Source organism: Tenacibaculum aiptasiae, assembly GCF_008806755.1.
In the GTDB taxonomy this organism is placed as follows: Bacteria; Bacteroidota; Bacteroidia; order Flavobacteriales; family Flavobacteriaceae; genus Polaribacter; species Polaribacter aiptasiae.
Genome location: NZ_WAAU01000008.1, coordinates 693,677 through 709,893 on the forward strand (window position 1 = coordinate 693,677; position 16,217 = coordinate 709,893).

Consider the following 16,217-nt stretch of genomic DNA (forward strand, 5'->3'; position numbering starts at 1 on the left):
TGATTTAATTCTTGATTTACAAAAGTACTTATTCTGGTAATTCTTTTAATTGAATTTTTTTAATAGTTTCTGTAGTTGCTGCTGTAACTGATAATGGTAGAACTAATAATACTCCAACTACGGGTATTAATAAAAAAAGCGTAAAAACAATTCCATTTCCAATAGCCAATCCTTTATTTTCCTTTACAAAACGGACACTCTCTTTATACTTAAAATGACGTTCTAAAGTATAATCCATATTACCAAATCCAGCATAATATGCTTGTACTAAGAATAACAATACTGTAGAAACTATACCTATTACTGGTATTAACCCAAAAAGTAAAATTATTACTGTTAAAAAAATACCTCTAATAAAGTTTCTAATATTTATTCGAATTCCTCTAATTAATTGTTCTTGAAAACTTGTATTTCTATGTTGATTGCTTTCTCCCACCATATAGTTTTCTATTTTCTCAGATACTGGACTCATAAAAGGAGCTGATAATGCCATTACAATATGTTTATACAAAACCAAACCAATTGTTATTATTAACAGTCCACTTAAAAAAGTACTGATTACTTCAAACGTTTCCTTGCCAAATTCCCATTTCCAAAAATCTGCTAAATAGTGTCCTAAATTATCCGATAATCCATAAGCAAAACCTCCAACTGCAATTGCTGTTAATAAACTTATTATAATGGGAATTGTAAAATATTTCCACAATTTTAATTTAGATATTAATTGAAAAGCTCCGAAATAAGCTTTAATTCCTTTTATTATATTCTGAATCATATTATTTTTTTGAAAAAAAAACCGAAACTAAAAGTTTCGGTTTTTAATTTATGAAATATTTTTTTATTTCATTGACTTATATAAATCTCTATATTCTTTAGACTTATCTTCCATTTCTAAAACTTCATATAAATTCATTAAAGTTTTAACAGTATCAATACTTCTATTTAATTCGTCTGCTTTTTCTAAGTATGGTAAAGCTTCTTTATAAACTTCTTTTTGTTTTAATGCTAAAGCATCATACTTTTTAAAATTAGATAAATTTTTATTCATTTCCTCAACAATTGCTTTATCCTTATCTAACACTACTACTGCTAAGTTCATATAAGCGTCACCATAATTTGGCTTTAACTCAACTGCTTTTTCATAGTATTTTCTAGCCTCTTCCATTCTACCTTGGTTAAAGTTAACTACACCTAGGTTATAATATAAAGTTGGATTTTCTGGATCAAGAGCTACAGCTTCATTCATTAATTCACCAAACTTATCCATTTTACCAAGCTTAACATACATATCTGCTTCATTTAATAAAAGGTTTAAATCTTTTGGATTGGCTTTTCTAGCTTCTGCCAAAGCAGTAATTGCTTCATCAGTTTTACCTTGTTCCTTCAATATTAAAGCTATATTTTTAACTATAGTAGCAGTCTTAGATTCAGACATTTTATCTTGAGGCTTAATATATTCTTTAGTTTTAACACCTAAATCTCTTTGAACTTTAGATCCTAAATTCACAACTTTTCCTGTTGCTTTATTTGTTGCTAAATATTGTACTTCAATTCCTGTGTACCCAATTTTTCTTAATTGTTTATAGTACTTTATAGCTGCATCATAATCTTTAGCTTGTGAAGCTGAGATTGCTGCATTATAAACAAAAGAAGTGTCTGTTGGACTTAATACATATGTTAAATAAAAATTATCGGCTGCGTTTTTATAATCTTTCTTATTATTATATAAATCAATCGCTTTTTTTGAAACCTCTTGAATCATTTGATTTAATAATGGTTTAGCATCTTCAGTATACTTGGTTTTACCCATAGCTAATAAAGCATTTAAAGCATCTGCCGCATTCTTGTAATCTTTCTTAGTTGCAAAAGCTTTACCTTTTAAGAAATAAAATTTAGACTTATACTTATCTTCTCCATTCATCATTAAATCTCCCTCGATAGAGTTTAATATTGAGATTGCATTATTAAAATCTTGTTTTTTTATTGCTTTCTCAGCGGCTTTTAACTCAGATTTCTGTGCCATTAATCCTAATGACAATAATCCTAATGAAAGAGTTAATATTTGTTTTTTCATTTTTAATCTAGTTTATTTATTGTTGTTCTTGACTTTCGTTTGATTCTTGATTTTCAATTTCCATGCCATTTTCATCTTCTTCTTTTTCATGCATTACTTTTGCTACGGCAGCTATACTATCTTTACCTTTAATGTTAATCAATCTAACTCCTTGTGTTGCACGTCCCATAACACGTAAATCTTCAACAGCCAAACGAATAGTAAGTCCTGATTTATTAATAATCATTAAATCATTCGAATCATCAACATTTTTAATAGCTACTAATTCTCCTGTTTTTTCTGATATATTTAAAGTTTTAACTCCTTTTCCTCCACGGTTGGTAATGCGATAATCTTCTAATTTAGATCGTTTTCCATATCCTTTTTCAGAAACTACTAAGATATTACTATCCATATCGTTTACTGCAACCATACCTACAACTTCATCATTCTCATGCATTAGAGTAATTCCTCTTACTCCAGATGCAGTTCTTCCCATTGGTCTAGTTTTAGCTTCTTCAAATCGAATTGATTTACCAGATTTTAATGCTAACATTACTTGGCTATCACCCGTAGTTAACTTTGCTTCTAATAATTCATCACCTTCTTTAATTGTAATCGCGTTGATACCATTTGTTCTTGGACGTGAATATTGCTCTAAAGGAGTCTTTTTTACCTGACCTCTCTTAGTTGCCATGATCACATAGTGACTATTAATATAACTTTCATCTTTTAAATCTCCAGTAACTAAGAATGCTTTTACTTTATCATCCTGCTCAATATTAATAAGATTTTGGATTGCTCTACCTTTGGTATTCTTTCCTCCTTCTGGAATCTCATAAACTCTCATCCAGAATACTTTTCCTTTTTGAGTAAAGAATAACATATACTGGTGGTTTGTTCCTACAAATAAGTGCTCTAAGAAGTCCTCGTTACGAGTTGTAGCTCCTTTTTGTCCACGTCCTCCTCTATTTTGAACTTTATATTCGTCTAAATTTGTACGTTTTACATATCCAGCATGAGAAATAGTAACTACTACCTTAGAGTTAGGAATCATATCTTCGATTCTCATATCTCCTCCAGCATATTCTATTTCTGAACGACGATCATCTCCATACTTATCTCTAATTTGGATTAACTCGTCTTTGATTATTTGATAACGTCTAGATTCATTTGCTAAAATATCCTTTAAATCAGCAATAGTTATCATAATTTCATCGTACTCAGCACGTAATTTATCTTGCTCTAGTCCTGTTAACTGACGTAAACGCATTTCTACAATTGCTCTTGCCTGAATTTCTGTCAGTTCAAAACGTTCAATTAATTTCGCTCTTGCTTCGTCTGCATTACTAGAACCACGAATAATAGCAATTACTTCATCAATATTATCAGAAGCTATGATTAGACCTTCTAAAATATGTGCTCTTGCTTCAGCTTTCTTTAATTCAAATTCTGTTCTTCGAACAACTACTTCATGTCTGTGCTCAACAAAATGGTGAATTAATTCTTTTAAATTTAATTGCTCTGGACGTCCATTTACTAAAGCAATATTATTTACACTAAAAGACGTTTGTAATTGAGTATACTTATATAATTTATTTAAAACGATATTAGGAATTGCATCACGTTTTAAAACGTATACAATACGCATTCCTTTTCTATCAGATTCATCACGTATATTCGAAATTCCTTCTAATTTCTTTTCGTTAACTAACTCAGCAGTTTTCTTAATCATTTCTGCTTTGTTAACTTGGAAAGGTATTTCAGTTACAACAATACATTCTCTTCCTTTTACTTCTTCAATAGTAGCCTTACCACGCATTACTATACGCCCACGACCAGTATGAAAAGCATCACGCACACCATCATAACCGTAGATGATACCTCCAGTTGGAAAATCTGGAGCTTTGATGTGTTGCATTAACTCATCAATTTCTATATCTCTGTTATCAATATAAGCAACGGTACCATTTACAACTTCTGTTAAGTTGTGAGGCGCCATATTAGTTGCCATACCTACTGCAATTCCAGACGCTCCATTTACTAATAAATTAGGTATACGAGTTGGTAAAACCGTAGGTTCTTTTAATGTATCATCAAAGTTTAATTTATGATCAACAGTATCTTTTTCAATATCTGCTAACATATCCTCTGATATCTTCTGCATTCTCACCTCCGTATAACGCATTGCTGCAGGACTATCTCCATCTACCGATCCAAAGTTACCTTGTCCATCAACCATCATATAACGTACACTCCAATCTTGAGCCATACGCACCATAGAATCGTATACAGATGTATCTCCATGTGGGTGATACTTACCTAATACCTCTCCTACAATTCTAGCTGATTTCTTATAGGCTCCTGTAGCTTTAATTCCTAATTCATGCATTCCAAATAAAACTCGTCGGTGAACGGGTTTTAAACCGTCTCTAACATCTGGTAATGCTCTTGATACAATTACTGACATTGAATAATCAATGTAAGCTGATTTCATTTGTTCTTCAATATTGATAGGAATCAACTTTTCGCCATCTGCCATATATTTTCTTTTAAAATATTAGTACTCATTTTCGTCAAAAAAGTGAATTTTACACTTGATAAAACCCACTTCTAAAATACAGTTAAACAAACCGTATTTTCTAAAACATTGCAAGATACTACAATACCTATTTATACACAAAAAATATCTTTATTCTTTTACCTATATTTATTAACAATTTTTATCACTCTTTTAAAAAAAACATGACAAGAATAACTTTTTAAAACTATTGGCATCTTTTTTGTATTTTTAAAGAAAAAAACTTACTAACTTTACACAGATACAAATAAAATTTATGGACGATAATTTTTCACCACAAGTTAGAGATGTAATTACTTTCAGTAAAGAAGAAGCCTTAAGATTAGGTCATGACTTTATTGGAACTGAACATCTATTGTTAGGTTTGATAAGGAAAGGAGACGGAAAAGCCATCGAAATATTAACTACTTTCGATGTGGATTTAGATTTGGTACGTAATAAATTAGAAAAATTAAATCCTACGACCCCTTATGTAGCTAACGTAGAAAAGAAAAGTTTGCATCTTACTAGACAAGCAGAGAAAGCTATAAAAACTACATTTTTAGAAGCAAAGTTATACCAAAGTAACTCTATAAATACTGCACATTTATTATTATGTATTTTACGTAATGAAAACGACCCTACAACGAAGTTACTTCAAAAGTATGATGTAGATTATGAACAAGCTAAGGCTTTATATAAACAACTACATGTTGAAGATAATTACTTATCTCCTATGGCAGAAACACCTTCTGATGATGAATTTTCTGAAGAAAAGTCAAATCCATACGGACAACAACCTTCTAAAGGAAAACAACCTAAAAAATCTAAAACACCAGTTTTAGATAATTTTGGTCGTGATTTAACAGCATTAGCTATTAGTGGTAAATTAGATCCTGTTGTTGGACGTATTAAAGAAATTGAGCGTGTTTCTCAAATTTTAAGTAGAAGAAAGAAAAATAATCCAATGTTAATTGGAGAGCCTGGTGTTGGTAAGTCTGCTATTGCCGAAGGACTAGCTCTTAGAATAGTAAACAGAAAGGTTTCTAGAATTTTATTCGATAAACGTATTGTTTCTCTTGATTTAGCAAGTTTAGTTGCTGGAACAAAATACAGAGGTCAATTTGAGGAAAGAATGAAAGCCTTAATGAACGAACTTGAAAAAAATGATGACATCATTTTATTCATTGATGAAATTCATACAATTGTTGGTGCTGGTGGAGCTACTGGATCACTAGATGCTTCAAACATGTTAAAACCTGCTTTAGCAAGAGGTGAAATCCAATGTATTGGTGCTACTACTCTAGATGAATATAGAACTAATATTGAAAAAGACGGTGCATTAGAACGTCGTTTCCAAAAAGTAATTGTCGATCCTACTACTGTAGAAGAAACTGTTCAAATTTTACACAACATAAAAGGTAAATACGAAGCGCATCACCACGTTGATTTTACAGACGAAGCAATTGAAGCTTGTGTAAAGTTAACCAATCGTTATATGACTGATAGGTTTCTTCCAGACAAGGCTATTGATGCTTTAGATGAAGCTGGATCTAGGATTCACATTACAAATATTGTTGTTCCTCAACAAATTTTAGAGTTAGAATCTAAGCTAGATGAAATCCGCGAACGCAAAACAAAGGCTGTAAGCGGTCAAAAATACGAAGAGGCAGCTAAGCTTAGAGATGACGAGAAAAACATAGAAACAGCATTAGAATCAGCTCAAAACCAATGGGAAGAGGATTCCAAACTACATAGAGAAACTGTTACTGAAGATAATGTAGCTGAAGTAGTATCAATGATGACAGGAATTCCTGTAAATCGTGTAGCTGAAGCTGAGAGTAATCGTTTAGCCGATCTTCCTAACTTAATTAAAGGAAAAGTAATTGGTCAAGACGAAGCTGTTGCTAAAGTTGTTAAAGCTATACAACGTAACCGAGTTGGATTGAAAGATCCTAACAAACCCATTGGTTCATTTATTTTCCTTGGATCAACTGGTGTTGGAAAAACTCAATTAGCAAAAATATTAGCACGTGAGTTATTTGACTCTGACGATTCGTTAATCAGAATTGATATGAGTGAGTATATGGAAAAGTTTGCTATTTCTAGACTTATCGGGGCACCTCCAGGATATGTAGGATATGAAGAAGGTGGACAATTAACTGAAAAAGTTCGTCGTAAACCTTATTCTGTAATTCTTTTAGATGAAATCGAAAAAGCACATCCAGATGTTTTCAATATGCTTTTACAAGTTTTAGATGATGGACATATTACAGACAGTCTTGGTAGAAAGATTGATTTTAGAAACACTATTATAATAATGACATCTAATATTGGTGCTCGTAAAGTAAAAGAATTTGGTGCTGGTGTTGGTTTTGGCACTACTTCTAAGAAAGATCAAGAAGATGCTCATGCTAAGAGTATTATTGAAGGAGCTTTAAAAAAGTCATTTGCACCTGAATTCTTAAATCGTATTGATGATGTTATCATCTTCAACTCTCTAGAACGTAAAGACATTCATAATATTATCGATATTGAATTAGATAAACTATTAAAACGTATTGCTGACTTAGGTTACAATTTAACTTTAAGCGAAAAAGCTAAAGATTATATCGCTGACAAAGGTTATGATAAACAATACGGAGCAAGGCCTTTAAAAAGAGCTATTCAAAAATATATTGAAGACTCTTTAGCTGAAGAGATTGTAAACTCTAAACTAGATGAAGGTGATTCTATCTTTATGGATTTAGATGAAAAAGACAATAAACTTGTCATTAAAATCGAAAAAGGTGATAAACCTGAAGAATCTAGAACAGAAATAGATGAATAATATTTTCCTAAAAAAACCTAAGTTAAATTACTTAGGTTTTTTTATACTTTCTCTTTATATGCAAAGAAAAACAGTATGTTCTTTCCTTTTTTAAAAGCACAAATTAAACTAACTTATCTGTTTAATTTATTTTAAAAAATTAACAAAGCCATACCTAAAAAACTTTTAAAATCAAACTTTTAAATCGTAAAATATTTTTTATATTTTATTTTTTTTGTTAAAATCTTTGATAAAAAAACTAAAAAAACTAACTTCGACGCCTTATTCACCTTAAAAACTAAACAATGAAAAGAATAGTACTTTTAGCCCTCATAGGAGTTACCATAATTTCATGTACAAAAGAAAAACCTGTAAAAGATTATTTAATTTTATCAGGAAAAATTGAAAATTATAAAAAACGAGATGTTACTTTAGAAGGCTTCAATTTTAACAAGAAAATAAAATTCGACAAGAAGACTGGTACTTTCTCAGACACAATACGAATTGATAGAAACGGAAACTACACTTTAAGAACTAACAAAAAACACTTTAACTTATACCTTAACGATACTGTAAATACAGGAATTGTTTTTGATTATAAAAAAGGAGATCCTAGCAACTTTAATGGAAAGTTTGAAGGAACTAATGAAAAAATCAATACATACTTCGTTAAAAAAAGAGCAAAGTTTCCAGAAATATTAATAAATGCAAATGAACTTTTCTCATTAGAAGAAGGAGAGTTTTTAGATAGAATGGATGAGTATAAAGATGCTTTAACTGAATTATCTATTTCTAGTAATTTGCCAGCTGACTTTCTTAAAAACGAAGTTAGAAATATAGATTACGAATATTTAAGAAACTTAAACAACTACCAAGATTACCATAGAACTTTAACTGGGAATTCGGATTTTGTTGTTTCTGAAGATTTCCCGAACCCTACAGAAAACTTTAATTTTAGTAGTGGATATGATTACATGAATTCATATTCATACAGAAAAATGCTTTTAGAATTATTAGACCTGAAAGCTAAAGAGAAGAACAAAGACGGTGAAGATTATTACTTAACTTACTTGGAAACTGTTCAGACAGAAGTTAACGATTCAATTGCTAAAAACGATTTATTATACACTAGTGCTAAAAACAGTATTACCTATACTGATAATTTAAAAGAGTTCTATAATAAGTTCATGGCTTACTCTACAAATAAGAAACATAAAGATGAAGTATCTAAAAGTTACAACATCTTAAAAACAACTGCCAAAGGACAACCAGCTCCTAAATTTGAAAATTTCAAAAATTATAATGGAGGTACTACTTCTTTAGACGACTTATTAGGTAAAGGAAAATACTTATACATTGATGTTTGGGCTACTTGGTGTGCTTTCTGTAAAAGAGAAATTCCTTTATTAAAAAGATTAGAAGAAGAATATCACGGAAAAAACATTGAATTTGTTAGTATTAGTGTTGATGATAGAAGAGACTTTGAAAAATGGAAGCAAACTATTGTTGACCGAGAAATGACTGGAATACAATTATTCAGCGGAAAAAAACAAGACGATTTAGAGTGGGCTCAAAAATTCTTAATCAAAGGATTACCTAAGTTTATCCTTATTGATCCTGATGGAAAAATTGTAAACCCTAATGCTCCTGCTCCATCACAAGGAGAAAAATTAATCAAAATATTTGATGATTTAGGAGTTTAAAAAATTCTTTTCACCATAAAAAAAACCGCTATTAAGCGGTTTTTTTTATATCTCTCATTTATTGTAATTAAAACCTATTATCTCCATCAATAATATCACCTAAGCCTCCTAAAATACTCCCTTCACCTTTATCTCCTCTTCCTGTTTGTGGAGCCATAGCTAATACTCTACCTGCTAATCTACTAAATGGTAATGATTGAATATAAACAGTTCCCGGTCCTTTAAGCGTAGCAAAAAATAAACCTTCACCACCAAAAACTGTATTTTTAATTCCTCCTACAAATTCAATGTCATAATCAACATCTTGAGTGAAACCAACAATACAACCAGTATCTACTTTTAAGACTTCTCCTGGTTGCAATACCTTTTTTGCCATTGTTCCTCCAGCATGTACAAATGCCATACCATCACCTTCCAATTTCTCCATAATAAAACCTTCACCTCCAAACAAACCTCTTCCTAAACGTTTTGAAAATTCTATACCTATAGAAACTCCTTTAGCAGCACATAAAAAAGCATCTTTTTGGCAAATGAACTTACCATTATATTCAGTCAAATCAATTGGAATAATTTTTCCTGGATAAGGAGATGCAAATGAAACTTGTTTCTTTCCTTGACCATCATTAGTAAAAACAGTCATAAACAAACTTTCTCCAGTTAAAATTCTTTTTCCAGCAGAAAATATTTTTCCCAATAAACCTTTTTCTTGGTTTGAACCATCACCAAAAATAGTATTCATTTTAATTGCTGAATCCATCATCATAAAACTTCCAGCTTCCGCTACCACGCCTTCTTGAGGATCTAATTCAATTTCTACATATTGCATTTCTTCTCCAAAAATGCGGTAATCTATTTCATGTGCATTCATAAGTATTTTGTTTAATTAATCTATTTATTAGAATAATGTTTCTCTTTTTTGTTACACTCTAATTTTAAAATAAGATTAATTTTTCACTTTTAAACTCCATTCAAATTCAAATTTAGAAACAGAAACACCTTCCTTATTAATTCCTTCAGAAGTAACTAAAACCGTTTGCCCCTCTCCTGTTTCAACAGATTTTTGAATTGCTTTTTCTATTGCCAAACCATCATTACATTCAAATCTAATTTTTCCTGTTGCCTTTTTAGTAAAAGTTGCATTCATATTGGTAACTAACATTGAAACTTTTTTTCCTGAGTTATCAATTGCTTGCATTACCAAAATACCAGTAGATAGTTCTGCTGCCATTCCTTGAACCGCCCAAAACATACTTTTAAATGGGTTTTGATTAATCCATTTATGCTTAACTCCTACCAGAGATTTTTCATTAGAAATTGATTTTACCCTTATTCCACATAAATATGCAGATGGTAATTTGAATAATGTAAAAAAATTAATTTTTCGAGGTGTAAACTTCATTTTATCAGTATTTACAGGCAATTTACAGCTTTTTTGTTAAAAAAACTCATGATTTCAAATGTTAAATTTTGTTAAATTTTAGTACTATGTATTGCATAATACCTTTTAAAAGATATATATTTGCATAGTCAAGTATTATATAATTCATTTTATTATGCAACAGAACAAAGAAAATACCAATGCTTTTTTAATACATATATCAGCTTTCGCAGGATACTTTTTCCCGTTAGGAAGTATTATTACTCCTTTAATTTTATGGCAAACCTTAAAAGAAAGAAGTACATTTTTAGATAATCATGGAAAAGAAGCAGTCAATTTTAACATAAGCTTCGGCTTATATATTTTTATACTAAGTGCTTCATTCTTCTCTTTCTTCTTTGGAAACTTTATAGATATTTTTAGAGGAATCGATGTAGATTTTGGCGGACATCATTCCTACGACGGTCTTTTTGGTTTCATTGGAATAGCATCATTAGTAAGTATCGTAACACTTATCAAAATTGCCTTAATTATTATTGCGGCAATGAAAGCTAACAAAGGAGAGGAATACAAGTATCCTTTTACAATTAATTTTATAAAATAACCTATAAACCGCATTACATGAAGATAGAAAATACAAAAGCACAAATGCGCAAAGGTGTTTTAGAGTATTGCATCTTATCTATTTTACAAAAAGGAGACGCATACACATCTGAAATACTTTCAACCTTAAAAGGTGCAGAAATGATTGTGGTTGAAGGAACTATTTATCCGTTATTAACTCGCTTAAAAAATGCAGGATTATTAACATATAGATGGGAAGAATCAACCTCTGGACCACCAAGAAAATACTATGTTTTAACAGAAAACGGTGGGATGTTCTTAAAAGAATTAGACAAAACATGGAATAATTTAGTAAATGCAGTAAGCCAAGTAACAAGTACAAAATCAACTAAAAATGAATAAGACAATAAATATAAATTTAGGCGGATTTTTCTTCCATATAGATGAAACTGCTTATCAAAAACTAAAACGCTATTTAGACGCCATTTCTCGTTCTTTAAGCGATGATCCTCAAGGAAAAAATGAAATTATTTCTGACATAGAAGCACGTATTAGTGAGTTATTATCAGAGAGAATTACTGACGCTCGTCAAGTGGTTAATGAAAGTGATATTGATGAAGTTATTACTATTATGGGACAGCCAGAAGATTATGCTGAAGCTGAAGATAGTTTTAATGATAGCACCTCTTATTCTCAAAGAAGAAACAGAACTAGTAAAAAACTTTTTAGAGATGGTGATGATAAATTTTTAGGTGGAGTTTGTGCTGGTTTAGCTCATTATGCTGGTATAGATGTAATCTGGGTAAGATTATTAACTTTAGTTTTAATGTTTGGAGCTGGATTTGGTTTTATCGCTTATTTTATCCTTTGGATATTATTACCTGAAGCTAAGACCACTACTGAAAAATTACAGATGGAAGGTGAAGCTGTAAATATTGATAACATTGAAAAAAAAATTCGTAACGAGTTTGAAAACCTATCATCAAAGTTAAAAGATGGTGCTAATGACCTATCTGATAAAATTTCGAGTGCAGATTATGAAAAGTTAAAAGCTAAAACTTCTTCTGGATTTCAAGATTTTATAGATACTATGGGTAAAATATTACTAGCTGTATTTAAAGTTTTTGGAAAATTCATGGGAGTTTTACTAATCTTTATTGCTGGTATAACAATCATATCATTATTATTAGGAATATTTTCAATTGGAAGTTTAGAATTTTTGGACTTTGATAATGATATGGTTCATTACCCTCCATTTTTCTATGGATCAACTTTACCTAAATGGTTATTATCAATATTCTTATTTATTTTAATAGGAATTCCATTTATAGTTCTATTCATCTTAGGATTAAGAATCTTATCTCCTAATGTAAAAAAACTAAGCACTCCAGCTATCTTAACTTTATTTGGAGTATGGTTAGTATCATTATTAGCTGTAGGCTTCTCTGGTATAGAATATGCTACAACACATGCATATGAAGGAACCAATGTAACTAAACATAGTATAACTTATACTAAAGAAGAACCTTTAAAACTACGAGTTGTTAATGATGATAATATATATTACAACCATAACTTACGTAACAGAAGTAATTCTGTAGGTGTATATGTTAACGATAAAGAAATGAAATATTCTAATGATATTAATATTGATGTTCGCAAGAGTGAAACAGGAAATGCTTATATAGAAATTAAGAAAACATCAAAAGGAAGAAGAAGAAGCAAAGCGAATGATAATGCTGAAACCATTCAGTATAACTTTAAATCTGCCAACAACACTATTGTTTTTGATGCATTCTTTTTAAGTGAATATAAAAACATGTGGAAAGACGAAGAAATTAGAGCTACTTTATTCATTCCAGAAGGTACAACAGTTTATTTTGAAGGATCAACACGTAGATTTTTAGACGATGTTAGAAATACTCAAGATATTTATGATAGAGATATGGCTAATCATCATTTCAAAATGACTTCTAAAGGTTTTGAATGTACAGATTGTGACTATAATAGTAATGATAATAACGAAGAAGAAAATGACAGAAATTCAAATAATGATGAAGATATCAGTTTTCTATTCGATAGCACAATTAATGATTTAAAAGCTGAATTTATTATCAGTAAACAAACAACTAAAAATGAATTAGAAAAATTAGTTACATGGTTTAAAAACAAAAGAAACATTGATATTGAAATCATCAATCCGAAATATGATTTAGACAATATGATAGACAAGGTATTGTTAAAAATAAACTGTAACGATGGATACATTGGAGAAATCAGGATTTCTAACAACACTTTAGAAACTATTCCAAAAGGATTTAGAAGACTTTATAACGAAGACGGTCAATTAGCCTTTAAAACTTGGTAATAATTTAAAATAAAAAACTATGGATGCTATTTTCGATTTCTTTTTTAACGGAAACTTTTTTCTAAAAATCTTAACCTATATATATACGTTTTTTATATCGTTTTTTATGAATGGACAGGTTAAAGAAATTCCTGAATACAAACCTGCTGATGTTAATTTACATAACCAAATTGTAAAAATGGATAGTATCTATTTTAATGCTTACAATACATGTGATATGAAAACACAAGCAAATATTATAGATGAAGATATTGAGTTTTTTCATGATAAAGCTGGATTAGCTACTTCTAAAAAAGAACTATTAGAAGCTTTAGAAAAAAATATTTGCGGTAAAGTTACACGTACTTTAATAAAAGGAAGCATAGAAGTATACCCTATTGAGAACTATGGAGCTGTTCAAATAGGATACCATAAGTTTTTTAACAAACAAGAGTCCAATCAAAAATCAATACCAAGCAAATTCATTAATATTTGGAAAAAAGAAAACAATAACTGGAAAATAACAAGAGTTATTAGCCTACATTAAAATATAGTTCACGCTAAAAACATTAGTTCATTAGTTAGCTAACTCTAATGATACTAATACTTGGTTTTATTAGTTTACTAGCCAAAGCTTTACAGCTTTGGCTTTTCTTTTTCAATCTATTTCAGTAAGTAATTAGCTAATATTACTCCAAAGACCACTTGTTTTTTGAAGCTGAGTATACGTTTTTAATAACCCTCTGTGTTCTGGTTTAGACAAGGCTGCGTCTTCTTGTAAAACCTTTATAGCTATTTGCCTTGCTACATGCAAAATAGGACTATCTTTAACTACATCGGCTATTTTTAAATTGAGCACACCACTTTGTTGAGTTCCCATAATATTTCCGGGTCCTCGAAGTTTCAAATCTACCTCTGCAATTTTAAAACCATCTGTGGTATCAACCATAGTTTGCAAACGAGTTTTACCGTCTGAAGACAATTTATAACTGGATAATAAAATACAATAACTCTGTTCTGCTCCACGCCCTACTCTACCTCTTAATTGATGCAACTGACTTAAACCAAAACGCTCAGCACTTTCTATGACCATTACCGATGCATTAGGTACATTTACCCCCACCTCAATAACTGTAGTAGCCACCATTATTTGCGTTTCACCATTTACAAAACGATCCATTTCATATTCCTTATCAGCAGGTTTCATTTGACCATGAACAATACTGATTTGATATTTTGGAGAAGGAAAATCGCGAACAATACTTTCATAACCATCCATCAAATCTTTATAATCCATTGCTTCTGACTCTTGAATTAACGGATATACTACATATGCTTGACGTCCTTTGGCTATTTCATCTTTTAAAAATTTAAAAACTCCTAAACGATTGCTATCATATCTATGAACTGTTTTAATTTCCTTACGCCCTGGAGGGAGTTCATCAATTACAGAAATATCTAAATCGCCATACACAGACATTGCCAATGTTCTTGGAATTGGAGTAGCCGTCATTACCAATACATGTGGAGGTAAATCGTTTTTTTGCCACATTTTAGAACGTTGAGCAACCCCAAAACGATGTTGTTCATCAATAATAGAAATACCTAAATTTTTAAACTGAACCTTATCTTCTAAAATAGCGTGTGTGCCAATTAAAATATGTAAAGTCCCATCTTCTAATCCTTGATGAATTTCTCTTCGTTTTTTAGTTTTACTCGAACCAGTTAATAGCTCTACTTTTATAGAAGTTTCCGATAATAATTCAACAATTCCATTATAATGTTGAATTGCCAAAATCTCTGTAGGTGCCATAATGGTAGCTTGATAGCCATTATCAATTGCAATTAGCATCGATAATAAAGCTACAATTGTTTTTCCAGAACCAACATCACCTTGTAATAACCTATTCATATGGGCACCAGAACCAACATCTTTTCGAATCTCTTTTAGTACTCTTTTCTGAGCATTGGTTAAACTAAAAGGTAGGTGATTATTATAAAAATTCGTAAACTCTTCACCAACATGTTCAAAAACATATCCTTTTATTTTTGATTTTCGTATCAGTTTCTTTTGTAGCAACTGTACTTGAATAAAAAATAGTTCTTCAAACTTTAATCGATATTGAGCTTTTGCTAATAACTCCTGACTCTTTGGAAAGTGAATATTTAATAGCGATTCTCTTTTTCCTAATAACTGGTTTTCATTTAACATATAAGTTGGAAGCGCTTCTTCAATACTACTATAAACCTGTTGTAACAAGTTTTGAATCATAGTACGCATCATTTTATTGCTAATTCCTTTGTTGGTCAGTTTTTCGGTAGAAGGATATACAGGTTGCATAGACATTTGCAACTTACTTTTATATTCTCTCACTGTTTCCATCTCTGGATGAGGCATGCTAGCACTACCATTATACCAGTTTAGCTTTCCATAAATTACATAAGGAGTATCAATTTTTAAACTATCCTTTATCCATTTAGCTCCTTTAAACCAAACCAATTCAATAGAACCAGTAGCATCATAAAATGTAGCAACTAACCTACTCCCTCTTTTTTGCTTTACAGTTTTAACACCTCTTATCTTCCCAACTATCTGAACTTCTGATGAATTTTGCTGTAGTTGATTAATTGTATAAAATTGAGTCTTATCAATATATCTAAAGGGAAAAAGGCTTAATAAATCATTGCAAGTTCTTATACCTAGTTCAGAATATAATAACTCTGCTCTAGCTACACTAACACCTTTTATATATGTTATTGGATGATTTAAATTCATTAAAAACGAAAATACAAAAAGCCATTA

General features: G+C 30.4%; 12 protein-coding genes. 6 read left to right on the forward strand and 6 right to left on the reverse strand.

Annotation, left to right across the window (positions count from 1 at the left end; all coding sequences use genetic code 11):
- Window positions 1-28: 28 nt before the first annotated feature.
- From F7018_RS06125 to gyrA, 3 genes are all read right to left on the reverse strand, one after another.
- The gene (locus F7018_RS06125) at window positions 29-775 is read right to left on the reverse strand and encodes an EI24 domain-containing protein (RefSeq protein ID WP_150899132.1); all 747 of its coding nucleotides are present in this window, start codon (window positions 773-775) and stop codon (window positions 29-31) included.
- Window positions 776-838: 63 nt separating this feature from the next.
- Complete coding sequence (locus F7018_RS06130; protein WP_150899133.1) at window positions 839-2,074, reverse strand: tetratricopeptide repeat protein; 1,236 nt, start codon at window positions 2,072-2,074, stop codon at window positions 839-841.
- A 16-nt stretch (window positions 2,075-2,090) separates the two neighbouring features.
- Window positions 2,091-4,595, reverse strand: a complete 2,505-nt coding sequence (gene gyrA / locus F7018_RS06135) for a DNA gyrase subunit A (RefSeq protein WP_150899134.1) — start codon at window positions 4,593-4,595, stop codon at window positions 2,091-2,093.
- A 295-nt stretch (window positions 4,596-4,890) separates the two neighbouring features.
- Here gyrA and F7018_RS06140 point away from each other — a divergent pair, with 295 nt between their 5' ends.
- Window positions 4,891-7,443, forward strand: a complete 2,553-nt coding sequence (locus tag F7018_RS06140) for an ATP-dependent Clp protease ATP-binding subunit (RefSeq protein WP_150899135.1) — start codon at window positions 4,891-4,893, stop codon at window positions 7,441-7,443.
- Window positions 7,444-7,727: 284 nt separating this feature from the next.
- Window positions 7,728-9,125, forward strand: a complete 1,398-nt coding sequence (locus F7018_RS06145) for a TlpA family protein disulfide reductase (protein ID WP_150899136.1) — start codon at window positions 7,728-7,730, stop codon at window positions 9,123-9,125.
- 67 nt (window positions 9,126-9,192) lie between these two features.
- Here F7018_RS06145 and F7018_RS06150 read toward each other — a convergent pair whose 3' ends face one another.
- Window positions 9,193-9,993, reverse strand: a complete 801-nt coding sequence (locus F7018_RS06150) for a TIGR00266 family protein (RefSeq protein WP_150899137.1) — start codon at window positions 9,991-9,993, stop codon at window positions 9,193-9,195.
- Between the two features lie 75 nt (window positions 9,994-10,068).
- Window positions 10,069-10,524, reverse strand: a complete 456-nt coding sequence (locus F7018_RS06155; RefSeq protein ID WP_150899298.1) for a DUF4442 domain-containing protein — start codon at window positions 10,522-10,524, stop codon at window positions 10,069-10,071.
- Window positions 10,525-10,678: 154 nt separating this feature from the next.
- Here F7018_RS06155 and F7018_RS06160 point away from each other — a divergent pair, with 154 nt between their 5' ends.
- The 4 genes from F7018_RS06160 to F7018_RS06175 are packed head-to-tail and all read left to right on the forward strand — an operon-like array spanning window position 10,679 to window position 13,961.
- Window positions 10,679-11,107, forward strand: coding sequence for a DUF4870 domain-containing protein (locus F7018_RS06160; protein WP_150899138.1), 429 nt, complete (start codon window positions 10,679-10,681; stop codon window positions 11,105-11,107).
- Window positions 11,108-11,124: 17 nt separating this feature from the next.
- Window positions 11,125-11,469, forward strand: coding sequence for a PadR family transcriptional regulator (locus tag F7018_RS06165; protein ID WP_150899139.1), 345 nt, complete (start codon window positions 11,125-11,127; stop codon window positions 11,467-11,469).
- A complete protein-coding gene (locus F7018_RS06170) occupies window positions 11,462-13,435 on the forward strand; it encodes a PspC domain-containing protein (protein ID WP_150899140.1) in 1,974 nt (657 codons plus the stop codon). The genes F7018_RS06165 and F7018_RS06170 overlap by 8 nt, the downstream gene beginning before the upstream one ends.
- 19 nt (window positions 13,436-13,454) lie before the next feature.
- A complete protein-coding gene (locus F7018_RS06175; RefSeq protein ID WP_246175056.1) occupies window positions 13,455-13,961 on the forward strand; it encodes a nuclear transport factor 2 family protein in 507 nt (168 codons plus the stop codon).
- A gap of 132 nt (window positions 13,962-14,093) precedes the next feature.
- Here the strand turns inward: F7018_RS06175 and recG are convergent, their stop codons facing one another.
- Window positions 14,094-16,190, reverse strand: a complete 2,097-nt coding sequence (gene recG / locus F7018_RS06180; protein ID WP_150899141.1) for an ATP-dependent DNA helicase RecG — start codon at window positions 16,188-16,190, stop codon at window positions 14,094-14,096.
- Window positions 16,191-16,217: the final 27 nt, after the last annotated feature.

Coding starts and splice junctions, on each gene's coding strand:
- F7018_RS06125 (WP_150899132.1), bottom strand. CDS start 775: ATGATTCAGAATATAATAAAAGGAATTAAAGCTTATTTCGGAGCTTTT.
- F7018_RS06130 (WP_150899133.1), bottom strand. CDS start 2,074: ATGAAAAAACAAATATTAACTCTTTCATTAGGATTATTGTCATTAGGA.
- gyrA (WP_150899134.1), bottom strand. CDS start 4,595: ATGGCAGATGGCGAAAAGTTGATTCCTATCAATATTGAAGAACAAATG.
- F7018_RS06140 (WP_150899135.1), top strand. CDS start 4,891: ATGGACGATAATTTTTCACCACAAGTTAGAGATGTAATTACTTTCAGT.
- F7018_RS06145 (WP_150899136.1), top strand. CDS start 7,728: ATGAAAAGAATAGTACTTTTAGCCCTCATAGGAGTTACCATAATTTCA.
- F7018_RS06150 (WP_150899137.1), bottom strand. CDS start 9,993: ATGAATGCACATGAAATAGATTACCGCATTTTTGGAGAAGAAATGCAA.
- F7018_RS06155 (WP_150899298.1), bottom strand. CDS start 10,524: ATGAAGTTTACACCTCGAAAAATTAATTTTTTTACATTATTCAAATTA.
- F7018_RS06160 (WP_150899138.1), top strand. CDS start 10,679: ATGCAACAGAACAAAGAAAATACCAATGCTTTTTTAATACATATATCA.
- F7018_RS06165 (WP_150899139.1), top strand. CDS start 11,125: ATGAAGATAGAAAATACAAAAGCACAAATGCGCAAAGGTGTTTTAGAG.
- F7018_RS06170 (WP_150899140.1), top strand. CDS start 11,462: ATGAATAAGACAATAAATATAAATTTAGGCGGATTTTTCTTCCATATA.
- F7018_RS06175 (WP_246175056.1), top strand. CDS start 13,455: ATGGATGCTATTTTCGATTTCTTTTTTAACGGAAACTTTTTTCTAAAA.
- recG (WP_150899141.1), bottom strand. CDS start 16,190: ATGAATTTAAATCATCCAATAACATATATAAAAGGTGTTAGTGTAGCT.